The 23160-nt window shown below is 70.4% G+C and carries 22 protein-coding genes, 1 tRNA gene and 3 pseudogenes; 11 read left to right on the plus strand and 15 right to left on the minus strand.

Features of this window, described 5'->3' with window-relative positions:
• Positions 1–113 precede the first annotated feature (113 nt).
• The 3 genes from C593_RS0104910 to C593_RS32300 all read left to right on the plus strand — a co-directional run bounded on the left by C593_RS0104910 (position 114) and on the right by C593_RS32300 (position 3264).
• Positions 114–434, plus strand: a complete 321-nt coding sequence (locus C593_RS0104910; RefSeq protein WP_018846196.1) for an antibiotic biosynthesis monooxygenase — start codon at positions 114–116, stop codon at positions 432–434.
• A complete protein-coding gene (locus tag C593_RS0104915; RefSeq protein WP_026277359.1) occupies positions 431–1666 on the plus strand; it encodes a helix-turn-helix domain-containing protein in 1236 nt (411 codons plus the stop codon). The genes C593_RS0104910 and C593_RS0104915 overlap by 4 nt, the downstream gene beginning before the upstream one ends.
• 788 nt (positions 1667–2454) lie before the next feature.
• Positions 2455–3264 carry an SfiI family type II restriction endonuclease gene (locus tag C593_RS32300; RefSeq protein ID WP_106434545.1) on the plus strand — a complete coding sequence of 270 codons (810 nt, stop codon included), beginning with the start codon at positions 2455–2457 and terminating at the stop codon, positions 3262–3264.
• Here C593_RS32300 and C593_RS31300 read toward each other — a convergent pair.
• On the minus strand, positions 3233–4498 hold the full coding sequence (locus C593_RS31300; protein ID WP_018846198.1) for a DNA methyltransferase: 1266 nt from the start codon (positions 4496–4498) through the stop codon (positions 3233–3235). The genes C593_RS32300 and C593_RS31300 overlap by 32 nt on opposite strands.
• A 460-nt stretch (positions 4499–4958) precedes the next feature.
• Between C593_RS31300 and C593_RS0104925 the strand changes: the two genes are divergently transcribed.
• From C593_RS0104925 to C593_RS0104945, 5 genes are all read left to right on the plus strand, one after another.
• Positions 4959–5888 (plus strand): DUF2797 domain-containing protein, encoded by a 930-nt coding sequence (locus tag C593_RS0104925; RefSeq protein ID WP_037744826.1) that lies wholly within the window; start codon positions 4959–4961, stop codon positions 5886–5888.
• Between the two features lie 111 nt (positions 5889–5999).
• Positions 6000–6929, plus strand: coding sequence for an amidohydrolase family protein (locus tag C593_RS0104930; protein ID WP_018846200.1), 930 nt, complete (start codon positions 6000–6002; stop codon positions 6927–6929).
• 128 nt (positions 6930–7057) lie between these two features.
• The gene (locus C593_RS0104935; RefSeq protein WP_018846201.1) at positions 7058–7795 is read left to right on the plus strand and encodes a response regulator transcription factor; all 738 of its coding nucleotides are present in this window, start codon (positions 7058–7060) and stop codon (positions 7793–7795) included.
• Positions 7796–8091: 296 nt separating this feature from the next.
• Complete coding sequence (locus C593_RS0104940; RefSeq protein ID WP_018846202.1) at positions 8092–9663, plus strand: MFS transporter; 1572 nt, start codon at positions 8092–8094, stop codon at positions 9661–9663.
• Between the two features lie 107 nt (positions 9664–9770).
• Positions 9771–10553, plus strand: coding sequence for a TetR/AcrR family transcriptional regulator (locus tag C593_RS0104945; RefSeq protein ID WP_018846203.1), 783 nt, complete (start codon positions 9771–9773; stop codon positions 10551–10553).
• 68 nt (positions 10554–10621) lie between these two features.
• On the opposite strand, the pseudogene C593_RS33590 reads toward C593_RS0104945, so the two are convergent.
• From C593_RS33590 to C593_RS0104965, 3 genes and pseudogenes are all read right to left on the minus strand, one after another.
• A pseudogene (locus tag C593_RS33590) lies at positions 10622–11307 on the minus strand (YceI family protein).
• 152 nt (positions 11308–11459) lie between these two features.
• A pseudogene (locus C593_RS0104960) lies at positions 11460–12989 on the minus strand (MDR family MFS transporter); the annotation flags it as partial.
• A gap of 90 nt (positions 12990–13079) precedes the next feature.
• On the minus strand, positions 13080–13613 hold the full coding sequence (locus C593_RS0104965; protein ID WP_018846205.1) for a MarR family winged helix-turn-helix transcriptional regulator: 534 nt from the start codon (positions 13611–13613) through the stop codon (positions 13080–13082).
• A gap of 240 nt (positions 13614–13853) precedes the next feature.
• Between C593_RS0104965 and C593_RS0104970 the strand changes: the two genes are divergently transcribed.
• Entirely contained in the window at positions 13854–14081 is a 228-nt protein-coding gene (locus C593_RS0104970; RefSeq protein ID WP_018846206.1) for a hypothetical protein, read from the plus strand.
• A 71-nt stretch (positions 14082–14152) separates the two neighbouring features.
• Here the strand turns inward: C593_RS0104970 and C593_RS0104975 are convergent, their stop codons facing one another.
• The 8 genes from C593_RS0104975 to C593_RS0105010 form a co-directional block, all read right to left on the minus strand.
• A complete protein-coding gene (locus C593_RS0104975; protein WP_018846207.1) occupies positions 14153–15028 on the minus strand; it encodes an RNA polymerase sigma factor SigF in 876 nt (291 codons plus the stop codon).
• 235 nt (positions 15029–15263) lie between these two features.
• Complete coding sequence (locus C593_RS0104980) at positions 15264–16151, minus strand: RNA polymerase sigma factor SigF (RefSeq protein WP_026277362.1); 888 nt, start codon at positions 16149–16151, stop codon at positions 15264–15266.
• A 230-nt stretch (positions 16152–16381) separates the two neighbouring features.
• Positions 16382–16675: a Dabb family protein gene (locus C593_RS0104985; RefSeq protein WP_018846209.1), complete on the minus strand. Its 294-nt coding sequence runs from the start codon at positions 16673–16675 to the stop codon at positions 16382–16384.
• A gap of 33 nt (positions 16676–16708) precedes the next feature.
• Complete coding sequence (locus C593_RS33255; protein ID WP_018846210.1) at positions 16709–16873, minus strand: hypothetical protein; 165 nt, start codon at positions 16871–16873, stop codon at positions 16709–16711.
• A gap of 193 nt (positions 16874–17066) precedes the next feature.
• Positions 17067–17154, minus strand: a tRNA-Ser gene (locus C593_RS0104995).
• 102 nt (positions 17155–17256) lie between these two features.
• The gene (tadA, locus tag C593_RS0105000) at positions 17257–17697 is read right to left on the minus strand and encodes a tRNA adenosine(34) deaminase TadA (protein ID WP_026277363.1); all 441 of its coding nucleotides are present in this window, start codon (positions 17695–17697) and stop codon (positions 17257–17259) included.
• Positions 17698–17920: 223 nt separating this feature from the next.
• Complete coding sequence (locus C593_RS0105005; protein WP_018846212.1) at positions 17921–18445, minus strand: tRNA adenosine deaminase-associated protein; 525 nt, start codon at positions 18443–18445, stop codon at positions 17921–17923.
• 181 nt (positions 18446–18626) lie between these two features.
• Positions 18627–18809: a hypothetical protein gene (locus tag C593_RS0105010; RefSeq protein WP_018846213.1), complete on the minus strand. Its 183-nt coding sequence runs from the start codon at positions 18807–18809 to the stop codon at positions 18627–18629.
• Between the two features lie 111 nt (positions 18810–18920).
• Between C593_RS0105010 and upp the strand changes: the two genes are divergently transcribed.
• Positions 18921–19556, plus strand: a complete 636-nt coding sequence (gene upp, locus C593_RS0105015) for a uracil phosphoribosyltransferase (RefSeq protein ID WP_018846214.1) — start codon at positions 18921–18923, stop codon at positions 19554–19556.
• A 40-nt stretch (positions 19557–19596) separates the two neighbouring features.
• Here the strand turns inward: upp and C593_RS0105020 are convergent, their stop codons facing one another.
• Positions 19597–20223 (minus strand): LytR C-terminal domain-containing protein, encoded by a 627-nt coding sequence (locus C593_RS0105020; RefSeq protein WP_486591073.1) that lies wholly within the window; start codon positions 20221–20223, stop codon positions 19597–19599.
• Between the two features lie 168 nt (positions 20224–20391).
• The gene (locus tag C593_RS0105025) at positions 20392–20688 is read right to left on the minus strand and encodes a type II toxin-antitoxin system VapB family antitoxin (RefSeq protein WP_018846216.1); all 297 of its coding nucleotides are present in this window, start codon (positions 20686–20688) and stop codon (positions 20392–20394) included.
• 97 nt (positions 20689–20785) lie between these two features.
• Between C593_RS0105025 and C593_RS0105030 the strand changes: the two are divergent.
• A pseudogene (locus tag C593_RS0105030) lies at positions 20786–21345 on the plus strand (helicase HerA-like domain-containing protein); the annotation flags it as partial.
• Positions 21346–21445: 100 nt separating this feature from the next.
• Here C593_RS0105030 and C593_RS0105040 read toward each other — a convergent pair.
• Positions 21446–22981, minus strand: coding sequence for a M28 family metallopeptidase (locus C593_RS0105040; protein ID WP_018846217.1), 1536 nt, complete (start codon positions 22979–22981; stop codon positions 21446–21448).
• Positions 22982–23160: the final 179 nt, after the last annotated feature.

Below are 23160 nucleotides of genomic sequence, written 5' to 3' on the forward strand. Positions count from 1 at the left end.
GTTTTCCGACACCATCGAAGCTACTCGCAGAAAAACTGCGAGTCAACAGAAAACCTGTGACTAGCAGTAAAAGTCTGCCTCTGCGAGACTGGATGCGACGAGAAGGAGGAGAGATGGCCAACTATGGGCTTTTTGTACGCTTCACTCTTCGCGAGGGTGCAGGCGAGGCGTTTGACGCGCTGATCCGGGAGACCGCAGCGGGCATACAGGCTTACGAGCCCGGCACACTCGTGTACGCGTGCCACGAGGTCGAGGGCGCACCCAATGAGCGGATCTTCTTCGAGCTGTACGCCGACCGCGAGGCGTTCGAGGAGCACGAGCGTCAGCCCCACACGCGCCACTTCCTCGCGGAGCGCACCAAGTACGTCGAGAAGACCGAGGTCGACCGGCTCCAGCCGTACGCCGGCAAGTATCCGACCGGGGCAGAGGCATGACAGGCGCCGACACCAAGGCACTCGGTCAAAGGATCAAGGAACTGCGCCGTGATGCAGGCATGTCGCAGAGCGACCTTGCCGCCGCCATGGGGCGCTCGGAGAGCTGGGTTTCGCAGGTCGAGAGAGGGGTGCAGCCCGTCGAAAGGCTGTCGATCCTTCAGGCCCTTGCCGACGCACTCAACGTGTCCGTGCGCGACGTGCGGCCGGATGCCGCGCCGGCCGAGCCGATCCAGCCCGAGGAGCTCGAGAGGAGCAACGACCTTGAAGGGCTGCGCGTCGCCCTCACGGGACATCCAGCCTTGGGCAGCTTGTTCGAGGAGTCGTCGGGTGAACCGGTTCCCTCCCTCTCCGACTTCCGTCAGCGCGTGGAGGAGGCTTGGACCCTCGCACACGCTTCGAGCTACGCGGCACTGAGTGAGCACCTTGCCCAGTTGCTGCCGAGCATTGAGGCAGCGGTACGCCACGCGCCGGCGAGCGATCGCACGGAACTTCACGCCCTCCGCGCCAAGGCTTATCAGGTGGCAGCGGCGAGCTTCACCCGGCAGGACCAAGCCGATGCGGCATGGGTCGCGGCCGACCGGGCGCTACAGGCCGCCGAGCTTGCAGGTCAGCCGCTGGAGGTTGTCGCGAGCCTGTTCCGCATGGCGCACGCGTTCATGCGGCAACAGCACATGGAACAGGCCGAGCAGGCAGCGAAGTCCGCCGTGGCAGTCATGGCGCCCAGGGCGGAAGCCCCCGGGTGCCCACCCGAGGAGCTGTCGCTGTTGGGCGCTATGAACCTCGTTCTCTCGGTGATCAACGCGAGGGAGGGGAACCGGAGCGGGACGCATGAGCACATCGACCGAGCGCGCGGGATCGCGGCGCGATTGGGGGAGGACCGCAACGACTTCGACACGGAGTTCGGTCCGACGAACGTTGAGATCCACGCGGTGAGCACGGCGGTCGAGTTGGGAGACGCGGGGCTTGCCCTGGAGGTGGCCCAGCAGGTCGACGCATCAGGTCTCTCACCGGAGCGACAGTCACGTTTCCTTCTTGACGTGGCGCGAGCGCACGCGCAGCGGCGACACGTCGGCGAGGCCACAGCCGCACTCTTGGAAGCCGAGGCTTTGGCGCCGGAACAGATCCACGATCACCACTTGGCCCGCGGGGTCATTCGCGATCTGGTCCAGCTCTCCGAACCTCGTGTTCCGGAATCCCTTCGCGGATTGGCCGAGCGGAGCGCGGTCAGCTAGCCGATCTTGTTACAGATTTCTCTACCTCATCAAGCCCCGGCTGCGCTCCGCTCCGCCGGGCGCGCTTCCCGGCTCCGCTCCGGGCGCCGCTCCTGCCTTCGGCCCGCTCCGCCCGCGCTGCGCCGACGCGCGCCCACTGATGGGTAGGGCCGAAGGCCATGAGGCGAGCACCGCACAGAACGACCTGCGGTCACAGGCGATGCCTCCGGCGGGGGATCGGCCGGCACCGGGATAGAGGGGGCACCGTCGCCGACCGCGGGCCGGTAGTGGCGTGCGCGGGGTGCTCCCATCCCGTCCACCATCGACCCAGGCAGAGCCGAGCAGACGCGGTTCAGGGCGTCCAGGTCGTTCGTACAGTGGCGCGCTCCACCTGGACGCCCTGAACCACGCCCGCTCCACGGTGTGTGGGTCGACGGCGGACGGGATGGGAGCGGGGTAAGTGGTGGCTGAGGTGAGGACAGCAGGCGACGTTGTCCAGGAGAAGTGGGCCGTGGGACAGCGAGCCGCGGTGAACGCCAGGTCACCAGTCATGGAGAGGACTCCCCCAACGAGCCACGATCCGCGCTGGCAGCTCTGACCGAAGCCGTTCTGCAACTTTGGGGCAAATATGCAAAAAACTCCCAGGCGCATACGCGCAAAAAGCGGATGAACGTTGACTTACCCCTGTGGTTCGCTCGGTGATCCGCGGGAGTGACGGTTCAGAAGGTAACAAGCGTCATAAGCTAGGTCCCCACTTAGCGATCATCGGGCGGTGTCGTGGACATCGCTCCTGGCTGGTGGGGGGCCACATGCACCAGGACTACAGGGAACTCTCCCTCGACGAGCTCGAAAGTGTAGAGAAGCAGACGCTACGAACAATTGTTCAAGCCTTGCAGCAGTATTCGAAGGAGGCAAAGTCCATCTTTGAAACTACTGCAGCTGACTCTAGTGGCGAAGTTATCGTGCTCGCCGAGGACATAACTCAGTACGCGCTGGAGGTTGCGGAAACCTACCCAATCAACAGGAGGTTTGCCGGCTTTATCGATTATAAGAGGGTTCGCTGGCTTCCCTCTCCGCATGGTCTCCTCCCGCAGGTGCTTCTAGTAGATGCCAAAGCGTCTACGGAGAAGAATCGTGACACTCTCCAGCGATCTCAACTTCCAATGGACGCGGAATTTCGCAATACCAGTTCCGGTGAAGTGGTCACTATGGAAGCCGGGGTCATCCCACACCTCATGTTGCAATCGGCGAATGATGGGCTTCTTCCCGCCGTAACCACGTCCATTTTTGTTCACTTTTATTACAAGGAGTTGAAGGACGTAGAAGGGCGTTACCGTGAGTTGAAGTCGATCTATGCCCTAAGCCTCCCGCATGCGCGGTTGAAGCAGCGCTACAACCCCGATCCGGATACTTCATTCTTCGGGGCGGGGAAGCATTCGCCGGCGCGAGGCGAGGTGGCGCGGATCCGCGTTTACTTTGACCGTCTCAAGGAGGCATGCCCTTGGCGCTTGCAAGAACTTCACTACTCCGCTGACAGTGAATACACGCAGCCTCGTTGGCGTGATGTGAATGACGCCGGGCATGAAGTCACCAAAGAGTTTCTGTTTCTGGAGAGATGACTCCAGATTCAACTAGATAGTCCGTCATGTAGTGCTCGTTCACATCTACTCCGATGAAACGCCCGCCCAGTTCGCGTACCACTCTGCCAGTAGTGCCACTTCCCATGAACGGGTCAAGGCATGAACCGTTCACGGGAAGTGTGGCTTTCAACGCGAAGTGGGCGAGCTTTCTGGGCATAACAGCGAAATGGTTTGCACCGCTGGGAGCTGTCGGGATGCTCAGTAGGTCGCCGGGGTTCTTCCCGTTGGGGTGGTTCCGGAAGACGTTGTCTCCTACTTCCACGGTCATGGCTTCGTCATACGTAGCGTCGAGCTCTAGAAGATCCTTCAGTTGCTCCCATACTTCAGGCGGAGGCAGACGCGAGCCAATTTCATCCGTGCGGAAGTAATGTCGGGTACGCTCGAAAGGAAGATCGAGTTGCTCGGCCACCCAAGCGATGGAGCGTTTCTTTTCCTTCAGTGCTGTGCGCAAGTAGGATGCAAGTTCTACAGCGGCCGGCGCGTTGGGTCGGCGTTCGACTTCCTTTATACCCTCGATGGTGGCGCGATGGCGCGGAGAGTTAAGCCACTTGCGTAGCTCTTTCTTTCCCTGCGCCTTTCCAGTTACAGTGCCTGATTCCGCGCGGCGGCGTTCGATGGCGTCACTGGTCTGATGCGGGACGCGAATCTCATCCAGGTTGAAGTAGTAACGCTCTGACTTAGTGAGGAGGAATACTGGTTCCCAGGTAACTGTCAGACGATCGCGAACACTAGCAGGCATCGCATTCGGCTTGTGCCAAACTGCGACGTTCCTAATCCACCACCCGTCATCCTGCAAGGCTAGGGCAACCCGAAAAGGCACCAGGGAAAGCTGCTTATTACGCTTCCAGCCTGTGCGCGGTGGTTTCCCGCCGACCGTGATCTGCTTGTTGAAGTAAGAATCGCCAATGTTCAGCCATGCGCTACCGTCAGTGGCAAGTACGCGGTGGACCTCGCGAAAGATCTTCACCAGACGCTCCACATAGTCGTCTACCTCGTCCTCCAAGCCGAGCTGCTCGTCGTGTTCGTAGTCACGTACAGCCCAGTACGGGGGCGAGGTAACCACCGTGTTGATCGACTCGTCCGGAAGCTTCGCCAGGCAGTCGAGGGAGTCGCCGACGTACAGAGCGAAGTCAGGGCCGGCGTGTGTAGCGAGGGATCGTGTCTCGTCCCAAGCATCGAGGCCTGCTGGCTGACCGGAAGAGGGTTTGCGCATGGTTCGCAAGCGTACCTACTGGCACTGACGGGGACAGCACCCTTGCCTGTCAGAGGGTCTGGCAGTGGCGGTGTACAGCAGCGATGCACAGCAACCAGCGCGTCCAGGGGTGCCCGAGCATGGTCCTCAGCAGCTCAGGTGTGACCTGTACGACCGGCAACGACCCATCCGCATATAGCTACGGATCAGAAGGTTGCAGGTTCGAATCCTGCCGAGTGCACACAGCTGAGAGGCCCCCGGAGATGATCCGGGGGCCTCTTGCGTTTCGTCGGCGGGTCGGGGCAGCCCGGGCCACCGGGAGGGTGCCGGGGGTCGGCTGTGACGGCAGCCGGGCCGCTGCCCGGCCTGTTCGGGCGGGTGTGGGGTGGGGCCGGCCACGTCGGGGCGAGGGGGTGGCGGACCTCGTCGTGAGTCGTCCCGGGCGGGGGCAGGATGGGGGGCGGTGGAGGAGGTGGGCGCCGTGGTGTGGCGGTGCGGTGGGGTCGGGTGGCCCGAGGCGGTGGGGCCCGCGCTGTTGCGGTGGGAGGGCGGGCGGACGAGTTCGCTGGCGCTGGGACGGGAGATCGGGTTCCGGGCCGAGGGGGAGCGGCGGTGTGTCGGGGCGCGGGGGCACGCGTGTCCGGTGCGGGCAGTCGTGCCGGCGCGGGCGACGCAGGCCCGGTGTGCCGAGTGCGCCCGGCTCGACCGGGCGTTCTCCGTGGCCGCGGACGGGGTGCCCGACGACCCCCGGCCGTACCGGGTCTATCTGGCCTGGTTCGGGCCCGGCACGGTCAAGGTCGGCATCACCGCCGAGGAGCGCGGCGGGGCCCGGCTGCGTGAGCAGGGGGCCTTGGCGTACGCGTGGCTGGGCCGGGGCCCGTTGATGGCCGCGCGCCGGACGGAGGAGTTGCTGCGGGCGGCCCTCGGTGTCCCCGACCGCGTCCCCTACGCGCGCAAGCGGGTGCTGCGTTCCGCACTGCCGCCCGTCGGCGAGCGGGCCGGGGAGGTGGTCCGGCTGCACGGGCGGGCCCTTGCCCTCGGCGGCTGGGCGGAGGCGCTGGAGCCGCTGGAGTGCCGGGTCGTGGACCACGCGGAGCTGTTCGGTCTCGACGGGCTGCCGGCGCCCGGCGCCGTGGTGCGCGAGCTGGTCGACGGGGGTGTCGTCGCCGGGCGGCTGGTCGCCGTGGCCGGGCCGGACCTCCATCTGCGCACGCCCGGCGACGGGTCGGACGACGCCCGGTCGGGGGGCCGGATCGTGATCCTGGACACCCGGCTGATGACCGGGTGGGCGCTCACGGCCACCGGACCGGGAGGGGGAGGGGAGGCGGGCGCACCGCCCGGGGCGGGCGTCGGGGTCCCCGTCACGGAAGTCGAGCGGCCCGTCCCCGGGGAGCAGGGCGGGTTGTTCTGACGTCGTGCCGGGGCCAGGATCGGTACCGCCGGCAGCGGACGCCGGGAGGAGCAGCCGGTGCGGGCAGGGCAGGGCGGGCGGCGCAGGCGACGGAGAGCAGGAGGGGCGCGGATGCCGGGTGGGACTGAGCCGGAGGCGCACATCGGAAGTGGCGCGCCCGGCGCCGAAGAGGCACTCCGGGTAAGGGAGTTCTGGACGCGGCTCGGGCTCCCCGGGCTCGTCGACGTCCATACCCACTTCATGCCCGAGCGCGTGCTGCGGAAGGTGTGGGCGTACTTCGACGCCGTCGGCCCGATGACCGGCATGGAGTGGCCGATCACCTACCGGCACGAGGAGGACGAACGGGTCGCGCTGCTGCGGGGGTTCGGGGTCCGGACGTTCACCTCGATGATCTATCCGCACAAGCCGGGGATGGCCGTCTGGCTCAACGCGTGGGCCGAGGAGTTCGCCGCCCGCACCCCCGACTGCGCCCGTACCGCGACCCTGTTCCCGGAGGAGGGCGTGGCCGGGTACGTGCGCGAGGCCGTCGAGGGCGGGGCACGGGTGTTCAAGTCCCATGTCCAGGTGGGCGGTTACGATCCCACGGACCCGCTCCTCGACCCGGCGTGGGGGCTGCTCGCCGAGGCCGGCGCACCCGTGGTGATCCACTGCGGTTCGGGCCCCGCGCCGGGGCGGCACACCGGCCCGGAGCCGATCGCCCGGCTGCTGGCCCGCCACCCCCGGCTTCGGCTGGTGATCGCGCACATGGGCATGCCGGAGTACGCCGACTTCCTTGGCCTCGCGGAGCGGTACGCGGACGTGCACCTGGACACGACCGTGGCGTTCACGGACTTCAGCGAGGCGCTGGCGCCCTTCCCGAAGGAGGAGCGCGGGCGGCTGGCGGACCTCGGTGACCGGGTGGTGCTGGGCACGGACTTCCCCAACATCCCCTACCCGTACCTGCACCAGCTCGAGGCGCTGGAGCGGCTGGAGCTGGGGGACGACTGGTTGCGGGCGGTGTGCCACACCAACGGGGCGAGGCTGCTGGGCGCGGGCGGCTGAGGGCCCGGCCCGGTACCGGCCGGGGCGTACCCCGGGCCCGGGCGGGGCGCGGCGGGCGGGGCGGCTTTCTCAGGGAATTCACAGGTTCGGACAAGGCCCCTCTCAGGACCGCCCGCGAGTGTGACGGTATGACCGTGACCACGCCCCAGGGGCGCACCGAACTGCTCAGGCCCGACGGCAGCCCCGTCCGGGTGCTCGTGGTCGACGACGAGGCGCCGATCGGCGAACTGCTGTCGATGGCCCTGCGCTACGAGGGGTGGGAGGTGCGCGGCGCCGAGGACGGCCGGGACGCGGTGCGCTCGGCGCGCGAGTTCCGGCCCGACGCGGTGGTGATCGATGTGATGCTGCCCGACATGGACGGCCTCACCGTCCTCGCCCGGCTCCGCCGCGACCTGCCGGACGTGCCGGTGCTCTTCCTCACCGCGCGGGACGCCGCCGAGGACCGTATCGCGGGGCTGACGGCCGGCGGGGACGACCATGTGGCCAAGCCGTTCTCCGTGGAGGAGGTCGTGGCCCGGCTGCGCGGGCTGATCCGGCGGTCCCGGGCCGCGGCCGTGCGCAGCGAGTCCCTGCTGGTGGTCGGCGACCTCACGCTGGACGAGGACAGCCACGAGGTGACGCGCGGCGGGGACTTCGTCCACCTCACGGCGACCGAGTTCGAGCTGCTGCGCTATCTCATGCGCAACCCGCGCCGGGTGCTCAGCAAGGCGCAGATCCTGGACCGGGTGTGGAGCTACGACTTCGGCGGCCACGCCAACGTCGTCGAGCTCTACATCTCCTATTTGCGGCGGAAGATCGACGCGGGCCGCTCCTCGATGATCCACACCCGGCGCGGTGCCGGGTACCTGATCCGGCCCGCCGAGTAGGAGACCGGGGCGGTCGGCCGGGCTCCGCCCCGCGGTGGGCGGCGGCGGCCGGCGCGCCCGTGGGCACGGTCGGCGGCGGTGGCCGGGAAGCCGCAGGGGAAGGTCGCGCCGCGGTCCGTCAGGGGGTCCGTCCGGGGGCCGTCCGCACCGGTCGTGCGTCGCTCTTCCGACGAGGTCTCAACGTCTCCCTCTCTCCCCCGCCGGTCCGCGGCCCGGACAATCCGTTGTACGCCGTAAGGGAGTACTTGTACGGTGTAGAGGAACGCCCCCTCTACACCGTACAAGGAGCCCCGCCGATGACGGCGACGCCCGCCGGGAACCGCGTCGAGAGGCGCGCCTCCCTCACCGGTCACTCCCAGCGCTGGCTGATCCTCGGCGTCATCTGCCTCGCCCAGCTCGTCGTGCTGCTGGACAACACCGTCCTGTCCGTCGCCATCCCCTCCCTCACCCGGGAGCTCGACGCCTCCACCGCCGACGTCCAGTGGATGATCAACGCCTACGCGCTCGTCCAGTCGGGCCTGCTGCTCACCGCGGGCAACGCGGCCGACCGCTACGGGCGCAAGAAGATGCTGGTCGCCGGTCTCGCGCTGTTCGGCATCGGCTCGCTCGCGGCCGGACTCGCGCAGACCTCGGGCCAGTTGATCGCCGCCCGTGCCGGGATGGGCGTCGGCGGCGCGCTGCTGATGACCACGACCCTCGCCGTGGTGGTCCTGATCTTCGACGACACCGAGCGGGTCAAGGCGATCGGCATCTGGTCGACCGTCAACTCCCTCGGCTTCGCCTCCGGGCCGCTGCTCGGCGGGTTCATGCTGGAGCACTTCTGGTGGGGCGCGATCTTCCTGATCAACATCCCCGTGGTGGCGCTCGGCCTCATCGCCGTCGTGGCGCTGGTCCCCGAGAGCAGGAACCCTCAGGGCGAGCGTCCCGACCTGCTCGGCGCGCTGCTCTCCACGATGGGTATGACCTCCGCCGTCTTCGCGATCATCTCCGGCCCCGAGCACGGCTGGACGTCCGGGCGGGTGCTCGGGGCCGCCGCGCTCGGCGTCCTGGTCCTCGGGCTCTTCGTCCTCTGGGAGCTGCGCGTCCCCCACCCGATGCTTGACATGCACTTCTTCCGCAACCAGCGCTTCGTCGGCGCGGTGGCGGGCGTGATCCTGGTGGCCTTCGGCATGGCCGGGTCGCTCTTCCTGCTGACCCAGCACCTCCAGTTCGTGCTGGGCTACGCGCCGCTGGACGCCGGTCTGCGCACGGCTCCGCTGGCGCTCACCGTCGTCGCGGTCAACCTCACCGGCCTCGGAGCGCGGTTCGTGACGAAGGCCGGCACCCCGCTCGCCATCGCCACCGGCATGACCCTGGTCGCCGCCGGTCTCACCGCCATCGCGGTCCTCGGCCGGGACGGCTACGGGGGCATGTTCGCCGGGCTCGTCGTGATGGGCGCGGGCGTGGCCCTGTCCATGCCCGCGATGGCGAACGCGATCATGAGCGCGATCCCGCCGGCGAAGGCGGGCGTGGGCGCCGGGATCAACGGCACCCTGGCCGAGTTCGGCAACGGTCTGGGCGTCGCTGTCCTCGGCGCGGTCCTCAACTCCCGGTTCGCCGCCCTGGCCCCGGCCGTCGTGGGTGCCGCCTCGCTGCCGGCCGCCCTCGCGGCGGCCGACGGAGCGGGTGAACGGGCCCGGATCGCGGACGCGTTCGCCGACGGCCTGGCGACCAGTCAGCTCGTCGGCGCGGCGGCCGTCCTCGCGGGCGGCCTGCTGGCGGCCGCTCTGCTGCACCGGGCCGGGCGCGCCGACCCGGCCGCCGTCACCCAGGCCGGCCCGCCGGCGAAGGCGCCCGCCGCCACGCCGTCGGCGCCCCCGGCCAAATAGCATCGGCCCGGACGGGCCACCCGCCTGCCCGGCCCCGGCCGGAACCGGGAGGCCCCAGCACCCCCCGCAGGACCCCGCAGGACCGTGATCAACGAGGAGGATGCGGGATGGCACGATCCGCCGACCGCGCGTCGGGCCCCGTCAAGACCAGCGTGTGGCTCGACGACAAGGCGGAGCGCGGGCGCAGGTCGGGCCAGCCCGACGGCCTCGACCGAGAGAAGATCATCGAGGCGGCGGTCCGGCTGCTGGACGCGGAGGGCGCGGGCCGGTTCTCCATGCGCAAGCTGGCGTCCGAGCTGAACGTCACCGCGATGTCCCTCTACTGGTACGTCGACACCAAGGACGACCTGCTGGAACTCGCCCTCGACTCGGTCTTCGGCACCTTCCCGCTGCCCGTGGACGAGGTCATGGCCGAGCCCGCCCGCGACTGGCGGGAGCGGCTGCGCGCGCTGGCCACCGCCTACCGCGGGCTGCTGGTGCGTCACCCCTGGGTCCCGGGGCTCATCGGCACGTACCTCAACATCGGGCCGCACTCGATGGCCTTCTCGCACGCCGTGCAGGACGTCATGCGCAGCACGGGTCTGCCCCTCCAGGGGCAGATGGGCGGGGTCTCCGCGGTCTTCCAGTTCGTCTACGGCTTCGGCACCATCGAGGGCCACTTCGTGCAGCGCTGCCAGGAGGCCGGGCTCAGCCAGGACGCGTACTTCCGGCGGGCGATGGGCAGCATCGGCGAACGGCCGGACGTCGCCGAGTCCTTCGGATACGCGACGGAGTTGATGGAGGCGCGGGCGGGCCAGACGGTGGAGGAGATGCGGGAGCGGGACTTCGGCTTCGCGCTGGATCTGCTGGTGGCGGGGATCGAGGCGATGGTGGCGCGCTCCCGGGGCTGAGCCCCGGCCCCCGCGCGGCCTCGCCCGAGAGGCCCGGTCCGGGGCCCCGCGCGCCGCGCCCGGCCCGGCTACGGAAGGCGGTCCCCCCGGCCGGCCTGGATGTCCAGTTCCACCCGCAGCGTGGTGCCGATCGCGTCGATGCCCGCCCCCACCACCTGGTTGTACGTCATCGCGAAGTCCGCGCGCCGCAGTTCGGCGGTGGCCCGGAAGGCGGCCCGTGTCCCTCCCCATGGTCCGGCCCGGTGCCCGGATACGCCAGATCGAGGTCGACGGGGCGCACCGTCCCGCGCAGGGACAGCTTCCCGCGCACGGCCCACCGGTCGGGCCCGGCGGCGCCCCGCACGCTGGAGATCCCCAGGTGCCGGGCGACGGCCCCGACGGAGGAGTGTGCGGGGTCCAGCGTCCAGGCGCCGGGCGGCGGCAGTCCGGTGCCGTCCTGCCGCGCGAGCACCACCGTCCCCAGGTCCGCCCGCCCGCTCGCGGTGAAGTGCCATGTTCCCGATCCCGTTTCCCGTCCGGCCCGGACTCCCCGTGGGCTGTCCGGGCCCTTGCTGCCGGGCCCCGGGCGGGGGCGGGCCGTCCCCTGCCCGCCGCCCCGCTCCGGGGCCCGTTCCGCCGGTCCGGCCGCCCGCTCCGCTACGGGCGGGCGGCCGCCCGGAGGTCTTCCGGCCGCTCGACGGCCCGACCACTCGTCCGGGTGGGCGAGTTCGACGTCGTGGCCGTCCGCGCCGGGGCCGCCCACGGTGAACGCCACGGCGACCGGCGGTAGCCGGCGGCGATGACCGTGGAGAGCGGCTCCTCGCCCACGACCACCGTGGGACGCCTGCGGCTGGAAGCCGTCGGCGGAGGCGATCAGGACGAGACCGCGTCCGAGCCCGGACCGGAATCCCTGCCGTCGGCACCGGACCCGTCGCCCGCCCCCGCACCCGTCCCCGCATCGAGCGTCTTCAGCGCGACTTCCTTGACGAACAGCGTCAGCACCAGCGCCAGCAGCGCGAACGGCGCCGAGTACAGGAACACGTCGCCGATCCCGTGCCCGTACGCGTTCTCCATCACCAGGCGGACCGGCTCCGGCAGGGCGTCCAGGTCGGGGATGCCCCCGCCGCCGGTGCCGCCGTGCCCGAGGGCCGCCGCGTCCGGACCCAGCTTGCCGAGCCCCTCCTTGACGTAGTCGGTGACCTTGGTGCCCAGGATCGCGCCGAGCGCCGAGACGCCCATCGCGCCGCCCAGGGAGCGGAAGAAGGTGACGACGGAGCTGGCCGCGCCGAGGTCCTGCGGCGGGACCTGGTTCTGCGTGCAGAGCACCAGGTTCTGCATCATCATGCCGATGCCGAGCCCCATGACCGCCATGTAGACGGCCACATGCCAGTACGCCGTGTCGTAGCGGATGGTCCCGAGCAGCCCCAGGCCCGCCGTGACGAGCACACCGCCGCTGACCAGCCACGCCTTCCAGCGCCCGGTACGGGTGATGACCTGGCCCGAGACGGTCGAGGACACGAAGAGGCCCGCGATCATCGGTATGGTCAGCACCCCGGACATGGTCGGCGACTCACCGCGCGCCAGCTGGAAGTACTGGCTGAAGAAGACGGTCCCCGCGAACATCGCGACACCGACGAAGAGGGAGGCGAGCGAGGCGAGGGTGATCGTCCGGTTGCGGAACAGCCGCAGCGGGATGATCGGGTCGCTCGCCCGGGACTCGACGAGGACGAACAGCAGCCCGAGCACCACCGACCCGCCGACCATCGCCCCGGTCTGCCAGGACAGCCAGTCGTACTTGTCGCCTGCGAAGGTCACCCAGACCAGCAGCAGCGAGACGGCGGCGCTGATCAGGAACGCGCCCGTCCAGTCGACCTTGACCCGCCGCTTCACCACCGGCAGCTTCAGGGTCTTCTGGAGCACGATCAGGGCGATGACGGCGAACGGCACCCCCACGTAGAAGCACCAGCGCCAGCCGAGCCAGCCGGTGTCGGTGATGACACCGCCGAGCAGCGGGCCGCCGACGGTCGCGACCGCGAAGGTGGCGCCGAGGTAGCCGCTGTAGCGGCCCCGCTCGCGCGGGGAGATCATCGCGGCCATCACGATCTGCGCGAGGGCGGAGAGCCCGCCGACGCCGATGCCCTGGACGACCCGGCAGGCGATGAGCATGCCGGAGCTCTGGGAGAGCCCGGCGACGACCGACCCCAGGACGTAGATCAGCAGGGCTATCTGGACCAGCAGCTTCTTGGAGAAGAGGTCCGCGAGCTTGCCCCAGAGGGGGGTGGTCGCGGTCATCGCCAGCAGCGAGGCGGTCACCACCCAGGTGTATGCGCTCTGTCCGCCGCCGAGGTCGCTGATGATCTCGGGCAGGGCGTTGGACACGATCGTCGACGAGAGGATCGCGACGAACATGCCGAGCAGCAGCCCGGACAGCGCCTCCATGATCTGCCGGTGCGTCATCGGCGCGCCGGCCTCGGGAGCGGGCGCTCCCGCGTGCCTGGCGTGGCCGGCCCGCACACCGGACGGTGTGGTCGTAGCCATGGGCTTCCTTTACGTGGTCGTGGTCTGTGCGGGCGGTGCGGGTCGTGCGGGCGGTGCGGGTGGCGTGGGTGGTGCGGTCTGTGCGGGCGCTGCGGGTACCTGGGCGGCGTGGGCCCGGCAGTCTCCGAGCGACCCCCTCAGCCGGGCCAGCAGCGCGTTGAGCTGTCCGACCTCGTCGTCGGTCCAGTCCCCGAGGTGGTGGGCGAACAGGTCCGCGCTGCGCCGGCCGAGGTCGTCGAGGAGGGCCTCGCCCTCCGGGGTCAGCCGGAGGATGCGTGAGCGCCGGTCGTCCGGGTCGGGCTGCCGCTCCAGCCAGCCGCGGTCCACGACGTGGGCCACGTGCCGGCTGGTCACCGACATGTCGACGGCGAGCAGCTCGGCGAGGCGGCCGAGCCGCATCTCGCCGTACCGGCCGACCAGGGAGAGGACGGCGGCCGATCCGGGCGGGCACTCGGCGGGCAGGAGCCGCGCGAGGCTGCGCCTGACGGCTCCGACGGCGCTGATCTGCCGGGCCAGTTCCTCGTACTGACTCCGCTCGGCCATGGCCCCTCCGTAGCTTGTTGCTTAGGGCAACGATAGAAGCGGTTGGTTGTTACAGGCAAACTAAAAAGCCCCTGAACGGGTAAAGGAAGGCAAAAGGCTGCGCATGGGCGCAGTCACGCCGACGTCATGAGTGCGGACGGGCACGGAGCGTACGGCCCCCGGCCGCTCCGCCCGGCCGGCCGCGGGCGGGCCCGTGCCCGGGGTTGGGCGGCGGAGCGCCGTTCGCTAGGGTCCTGCCCCATGGCACACAACCCCCATGCTCCCCAAGGCCAGGGCCCCGAGGGCAACCACGACCCCGCGGGCAGCACGCAGATGTTCCGCGCGTTCGTCGACGAGGGCGCTCCGCAGGGCCGCGCCGCCACTCCGGCGGCCGGCTCCCCGTCCTCCGGCCCCCGCACCGGTCTGATCGCCGGCGTGATCGCCGCCGTCCTGATCCTCGGCGCGGTGGCCTGGCTGGCCCTCGGCTGACATGCCGCCGGGCGGCGGGTGCGGACCAGGTGTCCGTACCCGCCGCCCGGCGTACGCGTCCAGGCGGACCGTCAGTCCGCGATCAGACCCTCGCGGAGCTGGGCGAGGGTGCGCGTCAGCAGACGCGAGACATGCATCTGGGAGATGCCCACCTCTTCGCCGATCTGGGACTGCGTCATGTTGGCGAAGAAGCGCAGCATGATGATCTGCCGCTCCCTGGGCGGGAGTTTGGCCAGCAGCGGCTTCAGTGACTCGCGGTACTCCACGCCCTCCAGCGCACTGTCCTCGTACCCCAGCCGGTCGGCCAGGGAGCCCTCGCCGCCGTCGTCCTCGGGGGACGGGGAGTCCAGGGACGAGGCGGTGTAGGCGTTGCCCACCGCGAGGCCGTCGACCACGTCCTCCTCCGACACGCCCAGCACGGCGGCCAGTTCGGGGACGGTCGGTGAGCGGTCCAGCTTCTGTGAGAGCTCGTCGCCGGCCTTGGTGAGGGCGAGCCGCAGCTCCTGGAGCCGGCGCGGCACCCGCACCGACCACGAGGTGTCCCGGAAGAAGCGCTTGATCTCGCCGACGACCGTCGGCATCGCGAACGTCGGGAACTCCACGCCGCGTTCGCAGTCGAAGCGGTCGATCGCCTTGATCAGACCGATCGTGCCGACCTGGACGATGTCCTCCATGGGCTCGTTGCGGCTGCGGAAACGGGCCGCCGCGTACCGCACGAGGGGGAGGTTCAACTCGATGAGGGTGTCGCGCACATAGGTGCGCTCCGGGCTGTCGTCGGCCGCTCCCTCGGTGTCCAGCGCGCGCAGCCGCAGGAACAGGGAACGGGAGAGGGTGCGGGTGTCGATGGCTTCCGGGGCGCCGGGCGCCGGGGACTCGGGTGCGGTGGCCGGCGCGGGAACGCCCGGCGCACGCGTGAGCACCTTCGAGCTGCCCTGTTCTGCGGACATGCCACCCCCTTGAGGTCGCGGACGGTCGCGGTGGCCGCGACCGACTGAGGAACGCAGCCTCCACCTGAATACCGGCGGTGGGGCCGCGGCAAACGCGCTTCCGGCAGAATGTCACATGTCGGCAACACGCTGTAGTGACTTGTCGACAACCGACGGGTGGAAATGCCCAGGAAACAGGGGGTTATGAGGCCCCAGGACGCCTCAGGTTCACCCAGAAGGGGTGTACCCGTTCTGCTTACGCTTCGATCCTGTTTGCGGATCGCAGTCGAGCGAAGCTGCGCGCCAGAAGCCTTGACACATGCATCTGCGAGACGCCGAGTTCCTGACTGATCTGAGACTGCGTCAAGTTGCTGTAGTAGCGCAGCATCAGGATCCGCTGTTCGCGCTCGGGCAGCTGGACGAGCAGATGCCGTACCAGGTCGCGGTGTTCGACGCCGGCGAGGGCCGGGTCCTCGTAGCCGAGCCGGTCGAGAAGGCCGGGCATGCCGTCGCCCTCCTGAGCCGCCTCCAGCGAGGTGGCGTGGTACGAGCGGCCCGCCTCGATGCAGGCGAGGACCTCGTCCTCGCCGATCCTCAGCCGCTCCGCGATCTCGGCCGTGGTCGGCGAACGCCCGTGAGCCGTCGTCAGGTCCTCGGTCGCGCCGTTGACCTGTACCCACAGCTCGTGCAGCCGGCGCGGGACGTGCACGGTGCGCACGTTGTCCCGGAAGTAGCGCTTGATCTCGCCGACGACGGTCGGCATCGCGAAGGTGGGGAACTGCACGCCCCGGTCCGGGTCGAAGCGGTCGATCGCGTTGATCAGACCGATGGTGCCGACCTGGACCACGTCCTCCATGGGCTCGTTGCGGCTGCGGAAGCGGGCGGCCGCGTACCGGACGAGAGGGAGGTTCGCCTCGATGAGGGCGGCGCGCACCCGGCTGTGCTCCGGGGTGCCGGGCTCCAGCGTCTTCAGCCGGGCGAAGAGCACCTGGGTCAGCGCCCGGGTGTCGGCGCCCCGGCTCTGCTGCCGGGTGGGGACGGTGGCGGTGGTGGCTGCGGCGCCTGCCGGGGGACCGCCGGGGGCGGGTGCCCCGTCCGTCCGCTCGTTCTGGGGCGGCACTTGAGGCGCAGTACTGGCAGGCACGTTCACGCCACCCCTTTGCGGTCGGTTCAGGGTCGATTCAGTCAACTCATCCGTCAAAAGCGGTCATAGCATCACAAGACATGTCCACTGTGTGCAAGCACCTGATAACGCCGTGTTGACGCACAGTGTTGACGCGTCGCGCCCGGTCCGGGAGAGGCGAGGACGGGCCGGGCGGCGGGAACGCGACGACCCCCCGCCGGATCCGGCGGGGGGTCGCGGGGGGCCGGGGCTCAGAACTCGTAGTCGGCGATCACCCAAGTGGCGAACTCGCGCCACTGCGCGGCGGCCGCCTGGTGGGCCGGGTGCTCGATGTAGCGCTTCAGCGCGTCGGCGTCGGCCACGGCCGAGTTGATGGCGAAGTCGTAGGCGATCGGCCGGTCGGTGATGTTCCAGGCGCACTCCCAGAACTCCAGCTCGGGCACGAGGCCGTCGAGTTCCCGGAACGCCCGCTCGCCGGCGAGGACGCGGGGCTCGTCCCGCTCGACGCCGTCGTTCAGCTTGAACAGGACCAGATGGCGGATCATGCGGCGCTCCCGGGGGGCGGGCTGGGCGGAGGGCTAGTTGACGAGTTCGGTCATGAACTGTCCGACGCCCTGAGCGGCGTCCGAAATGCCCTCGAACCCTACCTGGACCAGCTCGGCGGCCTTGTCGGGGGAGGTGATGATCGTGTACAGGACGAAGACGGTGACTATGTAGAGGGCGATCTTCTTCGCTTGAGCCATCGTCCGCTGTCTCCCCTGCTGCCCCTGCCCCTGCCCCGGTCCGTGCGTCGCGGAGTCTAGCCGAGCCCCCGCCGGCCGTTTCCGGCCAGGACCGGAGCAGTTGCCGGCCGTCGCGCAGGGCCAACGCGCAGGGCAAACGCGGGGCCCAACGCACAGGGCCCCGGTGCGATGCACCGGGGCCCTGCGACAAGAGCGGTAGCGGTGGGATTTGAACCCACGGTGACGGGTTACGCCACACTCGCTTTCGAGGCGAGCTCCTTCGGCCGCTCGGACACGCTACCGGGAGAGATCCTAGCCCACACCGGGCCGTGCTCTGAAATCGGTTTGCCCGCGCGGGCGCACACGACGCGCCAGCCGGCCCCGCCGCCCCGGGAAGGAGCAGGTCAGGGGCCCGCCGGACGTTCCCGGAAGAAGCGGGTGAGCTGGGCGGAGCAGACGTCCTCCAGCACTCCGGCGATCACTTCCGGTCGGTGGTTGAGGCGGCGGTCCCGCAGCAGGTCCCAGAGGGAGCCCGCCGCGCCCGCCTTCTCGTCGCGCGCGCCGTAGACCACCCGGTCCAGCCGGGACTGCTGGAGCGCGCCGGCGCACATCGTGCAGGGCTCCAAAGTGACGACGAGCGTGCAGCCCGTCAGCCGCCACTCGCCGAGCCGTGCGGCGGCCCGGCGCACGGCCACCACCTCGGCATGCGCGGTCGGGTCGCCGGTGGCCTCGCGCTCGTTGTGCCCGGTGGCGAGGACCGTGCCGTCGGGGCCGAGGACGAGGGCGCCGACCGGCACGTCCCCGCCCTCGGCCGCCCGCGCGGCCTCGTCGAGGGCAGCCCGCATGGCCGCCTCCCACGGGGCGCGCACCAGCGCGTCCGTGGCGGGCGGTTCGGCGTCACGGTGGCGCGCGGCGGCGGGCGGTTCGGTGTCACCGTGGCGCGCGGCGCCCGGATCCGGTGCGGCGCGCGGGTCGTCCCTGCCGGGGTGCGGATCCGCAGGGGGTTTGGGAGCGGTGGGGTCGGGGGCGATGGGTTCGGGAAGGGTCGGTTCGGTCATCGCGGGGACGTCAGCGGACGGTCTCCAGGATCTCGCCCGCGCCGATGGCCTCGGCGATCTCGGGCAGGGCCTCCGTCTCCAGGGTCAGCAACTCCTTCTCGCCGAGCCCGAGGTCCGCGAGGATCGTGTGGTCGCCCACCGGGCCGGCCGGCACCGACTCGTCGCGTGCGGCGTCGCCGTCCGCGTCGGCCTCCTCCGGCTCGCCGTCCTCGGTGCCGTCCAGGTCCAGTGCGTCGAGGGCGTCGGCGGGATCGTCGTCCCCGCCGAGCAGTTCGTTGGTGAGGATCTCCCCGTAGGAGGAGCGTGCGGCCGCGGCCGCGTCCGAGACGTAGATACGAGGGTCCTCCTCGCCCTCGATCCGGATGACGCCGAACCAGGCGTCCTCCTGTTCGATGAAGACGAGCACCGTGTCCTCGTCCACCGAGGCGTCCCGGGCCAGGTCGGTCAGATCCGACAGGGTCTCCACATCGTCGAGCTCTGTGTCGCTCGCTTGCCACCCGTCGTGAGTGCGCGCGAGCAGTGCGGCGAAGTACACCGTGACTCTCCCACTGATCAGAGGTGTGACGACCGGCGAAGCGCTGCGTCGTGCCCCGCCCAATCGGCATCGTGGCAGAAACAACCGCTTCGCGAGAGGTCTTCCGTCGTTGCGTCGGCCATCAGTTCTGCCGGACCGCTCCGACGGGGGCACGGTACGGGAGCCGCCGGACGGCGCCCGGTCACCAGCGGAACGTGCGCATCCGCATCTGCTGGCGCATCCGGGCGGCCCGGGCCCGCCGGGGCTGGACGCGGTCGCGCAGCGCCTTGGCCTCGTTCAGCTCGCGCAGGAACTGGGCGCGTCGCCTGCGGCGTTCCGCGTCGGACTCGGGCTGCTCCTCGCCCGCCGCCTCGGACTGAGCCATCGGTCTCACCACCCCACGAATGCCGCGTCCGCCCCGGTCACACGGCCGGGGTACCCCACCACCTTCCCTCCGGCACCCGGGTTGATGCGAGCGCGGGCTACTGTGGGGCCCATGCGGATCCATGTCGTCGACCACCCGCTGGTGGCGCACAAACTCACCACACTGCGCGACCGGCGCACCGACTCCCCCACCTTCCGGCGCCTCGCCGACGAGCTGGTCACCCTGCTCGCGTACGAGGCCACCCGGGACGTGCGCACCGAGCAGGTCGACATCGAGACGCCGGTGACGGGCACGACCGGCGTCAAGCTGTCCCACCCCCGCCCCCTGGTGGTCCCGATCCTGCGCGCCGGACTCGGCATGCTGGACGGCATGGTGCGGCTGCTGCCGACGGCCGAGGTGGGCTTCCTCGGCATGATCCGCAACGAGGAGACGCTGGAGGCGTCGACCTACGCGACCCGGATGCCCGAGGACCTCTCGGGCCGCCAGGTCTACGTCCTCGACCCGATGCTCGCGACGGGCGGCACCCTGGTCGCCGCGATCCGGGAGCTGATCAAGCGCGGCGCGGACGATGTCACCGCGGTCGTGCTGCTCGCCGCCCCGGAGGGCGTCGAGGTCATGGAGCGCGAGCTGGCCGGAACCCCGGTGACCGTGGTCACCGCCTCGGTCGACGAGCGGCTCAACGAGAACGGCTACATCGTCCCGGGCCTCGGCGACGCGGGCGACCGCATGTACGGGGCCGCCGAGTAGCGGCACAGCGGAGCCCGCGGCGCAGGCCGCGGGCCCGTCCTCAGCACTTACCGGAGGGCGCGGGCGCGGGCCTGGTCAGAGCGGCCAGGGCGGTGTCCGCGTCCTTCTTCGCCGAGAGGGACTTGTACGCGGTGCCGATGATCAGGTCGATGTCGGCGCTCTTGCGGGCGTCGGTCTTGAGCTGGGTGCCCATGAGCTGGGTGCCGAGCACCCGGAAGGGGCCCTCCTGCGCCGCGCTGCCGCCGAGGAGGACGGCGGTGCCGGGGACCTTCTTGTCGTACTCGGGGGTCGCGTTGCCGACCTTTCCGATCCTGAAGCCACGTTTCTTCAGCTCGTCGGCGGTGGCCTTGGCGAGCCCGCTGCGCGGGGTCGCGTTGTAGACGTTCACCGTGACGGCCCCGGGCTTCGGCGGGGGCGGCGCGGCGGAGGGGGTGGGCGCGGGCTTGCACTCGCGGCTCTTGGCGGTGGCCGAGGTCTTGCCGCCCTCGCCGCCGGTGAACGCGTGGACGAGCTGTGTCGTGCCCCAGCCGGCGAGGCCGAGCGCGACCACGGCGGCGAGTGCCGCGAAGACGATCCTGCGGCGGTTCCGGGGGCGTCGCATCCGCGGGTATCTGTCGCCCGTGATGCGGTACTTTCCGCCCATGCCGGGGGGAGTGAGCATGCTCATGGGCGCAGCGTAGTGCGCACCGGACGCCATGCCTACTAAACGATCAGCTCACTGCGTCCGTCCGGTGGTGAACAGACTCGAAAGGATCAGCGGCGGCCCGGCCGGGGTGCCGCCGGACATGCCCGGGGGCGGCCCCGGGCACGCCGGGAACCATTCACCCGTAAGGGGTCAGCCGAGTTCGAGCACCCGGGCGTGGAGCACCTGGCGCTGCTGCAGCGCGGCCCGTACCGCGCGGTGCAGGCCGTCCTCCAGGTAGAGGTCGCCCTGCCACTTCACGACATGCGCGAAGAGGTCGCCGTAGAAGGTCGAGTCCTCGGCGAGCAGCGTTTCCAGGTCCAGCTGTCCCTTGGTGGTCACGAGCTGATCGAGGCGGACCGGGCGCGGCGCGACGTCCGCCCACTGCCGGGTGCTTTCCCGGCCGTGCTCGGGGTAGGGCCGCCCGTTGCCGATGCGCTTGAAGATCACACGGAAAGCCTACCGGCCAAGAGGCTCCGGGCGCAGCCAGGAGAGGCGAGTGCCATCCTGCTGAAAAGGGGGCGAAGCGGAGAAAACGGGGTCCGGCATGACAGCCGAGGAGCCTGCGCCGCGGGGGTCGGACGGGGAAACGGGCGGGGAACCGGCTGTACGGGCCGGGCTCACCGGACCCGCCGCGGGGATCGCCGCCGGCTATGCCTTCGACGGTCCCGCCCTCGAACTGGGCGCGCTCCTGTGGGACGGCGGGTGCCTGCCCGGGGCCCCGGTCCGCATCCCGCTGCCGGTCCTCTACCGCCACGGACTCGTCGCGGGCGCCACCGGCACCGGCAAGACCAAGACCCTCCAGCTGATCGCCGAGCAGCTCTCCGCCCACGGCGTCCCGGTCTTCCTCGCCGACGTCAAGGGCGACCTCTCCGGGGTGTCCGCGCCCGGCCGGGACGGTGAGAAGGTCCGGGAGCGGGGCGGCCAGGTCGGCCAGGACTGGGCCCCGCGACCGCCGGGGTGATCCCGCGCTCGATCACCGCCTTCGAGCAGCAGGGGGCGTCCGGCTTCTTCGGCGAGCCGGAGTTCGACACCGCGGACCTGCTGCGCGCCGCCCCCGACGGGCGCGGCCCGGTGTCCGTGCTGGAGCTGCCCGCCGTCCAGGAGCTCGGCCGGGAGATCACGCGCTCGCTGTTCGGAACGGCGCGCCGCCGGCGGTGACCGCCGGCGGCGCGCCTGCCCGGGCCCGTACGGGCCCGGGTGGGTGTTACTCGGTCACCTCGTGGTCGTGACCGTCGTGCAGACCGCCGCCGCTGCCCGCGTCGCCGTCCGTGGGGACGGAGGTGACGGGCTTGCGGAGCGAGCTGATGTCGTGCGCGTAGGTGCCCACGGCGTTGGCGATGATGCCCAGGTTGATCCCGAGCGCCTTCTTGTTGATGTTGCGCAGGTCGTCGCCGGCCGCGTGGTAGTTCGGGTCGTACGCGACGCCCGCCGTGCCGCCGAACTTCTTCGCCTGGGCCTCGGTCTTGATGCCCTCGGCGCCGGTGAAGGTGCCGCCGGACGGGATGCCGACCTCGATGAACGGGCCGTAGTCCGAGCGGCCGGTGAAGTCGGTGCCCTCGTGCGGGATGCCCCGGCGGTCGAGGTACTCGTTGATGTCCCGCTCCAGCTGCGCGGAACCGGCCGGGCCGGGGCCCGCGCCGACGCCGTCGGAGTCGTCGCCGTCGTAGACGAAGATCCCGTAGTTGGGCGAGGCGATCATGTCGAAGTTCAGATAGAGCTTGATCTCCTTCTTGCCCAGCGAGGAGAGGTTGGCGACGTAGTGCTCGGAGCCGAGCAGGCCGTTCTCCTCCGCGGACCACCAGGCGAAGCGCACCTTGTTGGCGGGGCGCTTCTCCTTCTTGGCCAGCTCCTCGGCGACCTCCAGCAGACCGGCCGAGCCGGAGCCGTTGTCGTTGATGCCGGGGCCCTCGGTGACCGAGTCCAGGTGGGCGCCGAGGACCACGGTGTTGGCCGCGTTGCCGCGGCGGGTCTCGGCGATCACGTTGTTGGTGGTGCGCTTCTGCTGGAGCTGGCGGATCTCGAAGGAGACCTCGACCGGGCCCTTCGCCAGGTCGGCGGCGAGCTTCTCGCCCTCGGCCCGGGTGAGGCCGCCCGTGGGGATCTTGCCGGCGGCGGCGTCCCCGAGGGTGCCGGAGAGCACTCCCTCGGTGTTGTTGTAGACGATCGCGCCGACCGCGCCCGCGGTGGCGGCGGCGGCCTGCTTCTCGGCGAAGGTGCAGCCACCGCGCTTGATCAGCGCGATCTTGCCGGTGAACGTCCCCGAGGCGTAGTCGCCGGCCTCGCAGCCGGTGGTGTCGTCCACCGGCACGGCGGCGAGCTGCGCCTTCAGCCCGCCCACCGGGGTGGACTTGGTGTAGGTCATCGCCTTGATGTCGATGTCGCGCGGCGCGGGCGAGGTGACGGACAGCTTCTCGGCCAGCGTCTCGGTGTACATGAACTCGAACTTCTGGTACGAGACGTCGTATCCGTACTTCTTCATCTGCTGGTACACGTACGCGGCCGAGGCGTCGTGCCCGAGCGAGCCGGCGGCGCGGTGGCCGCCGGTGGAGTCGGCTATCTGCTGGAACTTCTCCAGGTGCTTGAAGGCGTCGTCGGCGGACGCCCTGGCGACCAGCTTCCTGGCCAGCTTCGCCGCGTCCTTGGCCGCCCGGTCGGCGGGCTGGTGGCGGTGTGCGGCGGAAGGGGAGGCGGATGCCAGCAGGAGCGGGGTCGCGAGTGCGGCTGCGGCCACGGCGGCCACGGCTCTGCGATGGGATGCGTTCACAGAGGTCCTTCCCGATGCGAACGAGGGTCCTGAGGAAGCTAGCGATCTCCGGGGGGTTCTGTGAACACTTGTGCCACAACTGGCGGCGTATTTCATGTCATTGACAGCCGGACGAGATCTTCGTCCGGCGCGGAGGGCCCATCGGCCGGAGGACT

This window comes from Streptomyces sp. CNT372 (assembly GCF_000377145.1).

Excerpts from the sequence above, each read along its gene's own strand:
- C593_RS0104940 (WP_018846202.1), top strand. The coding sequence starts at position 8,092 with ATGACGGCGACGCCCGCCGGGAACCGCGTCGAGAGGCGCGCCTCCCTC.
- upp (WP_018846214.1), top strand. The coding sequence starts at position 18,921 with ATGCGGATCCATGTCGTCGACCACCCGCTGGTGGCGCACAAACTCACC.
- C593_RS0104970 (WP_018846206.1), top strand. The coding sequence starts at position 13,854 with ATGGCACACAACCCCCATGCTCCCCAAGGCCAGGGCCCCGAGGGCAAC.
- C593_RS33255 (WP_018846210.1), bottom strand. The coding sequence starts at position 16,873 with ATGGCTCAAGCGAAGAAGATCGCCCTCTACATAGTCACCGTCTTCGTC.
- C593_RS32300 (WP_106434545.1), top strand. The coding sequence starts at position 2,455 with ATGCACCAGGACTACAGGGAACTCTCCCTCGACGAGCTCGAAAGTGTA.
- C593_RS0104915 (WP_026277359.1), top strand. The coding sequence starts at position 431 with ATGACAGGCGCCGACACCAAGGCACTCGGTCAAAGGATCAAGGAACTG.
- C593_RS0105010 (WP_018846213.1), bottom strand. The coding sequence starts at position 18,809 with ATGGCTCAGTCCGAGGCGGCGGGCGAGGAGCAGCCCGAGTCCGACGCG.
- C593_RS0104930 (WP_018846200.1), top strand. The coding sequence starts at position 6,000 with ATGCCGGGTGGGACTGAGCCGGAGGCGCACATCGGAAGTGGCGCGCCC.
- C593_RS0104945 (WP_018846203.1), top strand. The coding sequence starts at position 9,771 with ATGGCACGATCCGCCGACCGCGCGTCGGGCCCCGTCAAGACCAGCGTG.
- C593_RS0104965 (WP_018846205.1), bottom strand. The coding sequence starts at position 13,613 with ATGGCCGAGCGGAGTCAGTACGAGGAACTGGCCCGGCAGATCAGCGCC.
- tadA (WP_026277363.1), bottom strand. The coding sequence starts at position 17,697 with ATGCGGGCTGCCCTCGACGAGGCCGCGCGGGCGGCCGAGGGCGGGGAC.
- C593_RS0104985 (WP_018846209.1), bottom strand. The coding sequence starts at position 16,675 with ATGATCCGCCATCTGGTCCTGTTCAAGCTGAACGACGGCGTCGAGCGG.
- C593_RS0104975 (WP_018846207.1), bottom strand. The coding sequence starts at position 15,028 with ATGTCCGCAGAACAGGGCAGCTCGAAGGTGCTCACGCGTGCGCCGGGC.
- C593_RS0104910 (WP_018846196.1), top strand. The coding sequence starts at position 114 with ATGGCCAACTATGGGCTTTTTGTACGCTTCACTCTTCGCGAGGGTGCA.
- C593_RS0105020 (WP_486591073.1), bottom strand. The coding sequence starts at position 20,223 with ATGAGCATGCTCACTCCCCCCGGCATGGGCGGAAAGTACCGCATCACG.
- C593_RS31300 (WP_018846198.1), bottom strand. The coding sequence starts at position 4,498 with ATGCGCAAACCCTCTTCCGGTCAGCCAGCAGGCCTCGATGCTTGGGAC.
- C593_RS0104935 (WP_018846201.1), top strand. The coding sequence starts at position 7,058 with ATGACCGTGACCACGCCCCAGGGGCGCACCGAACTGCTCAGGCCCGAC.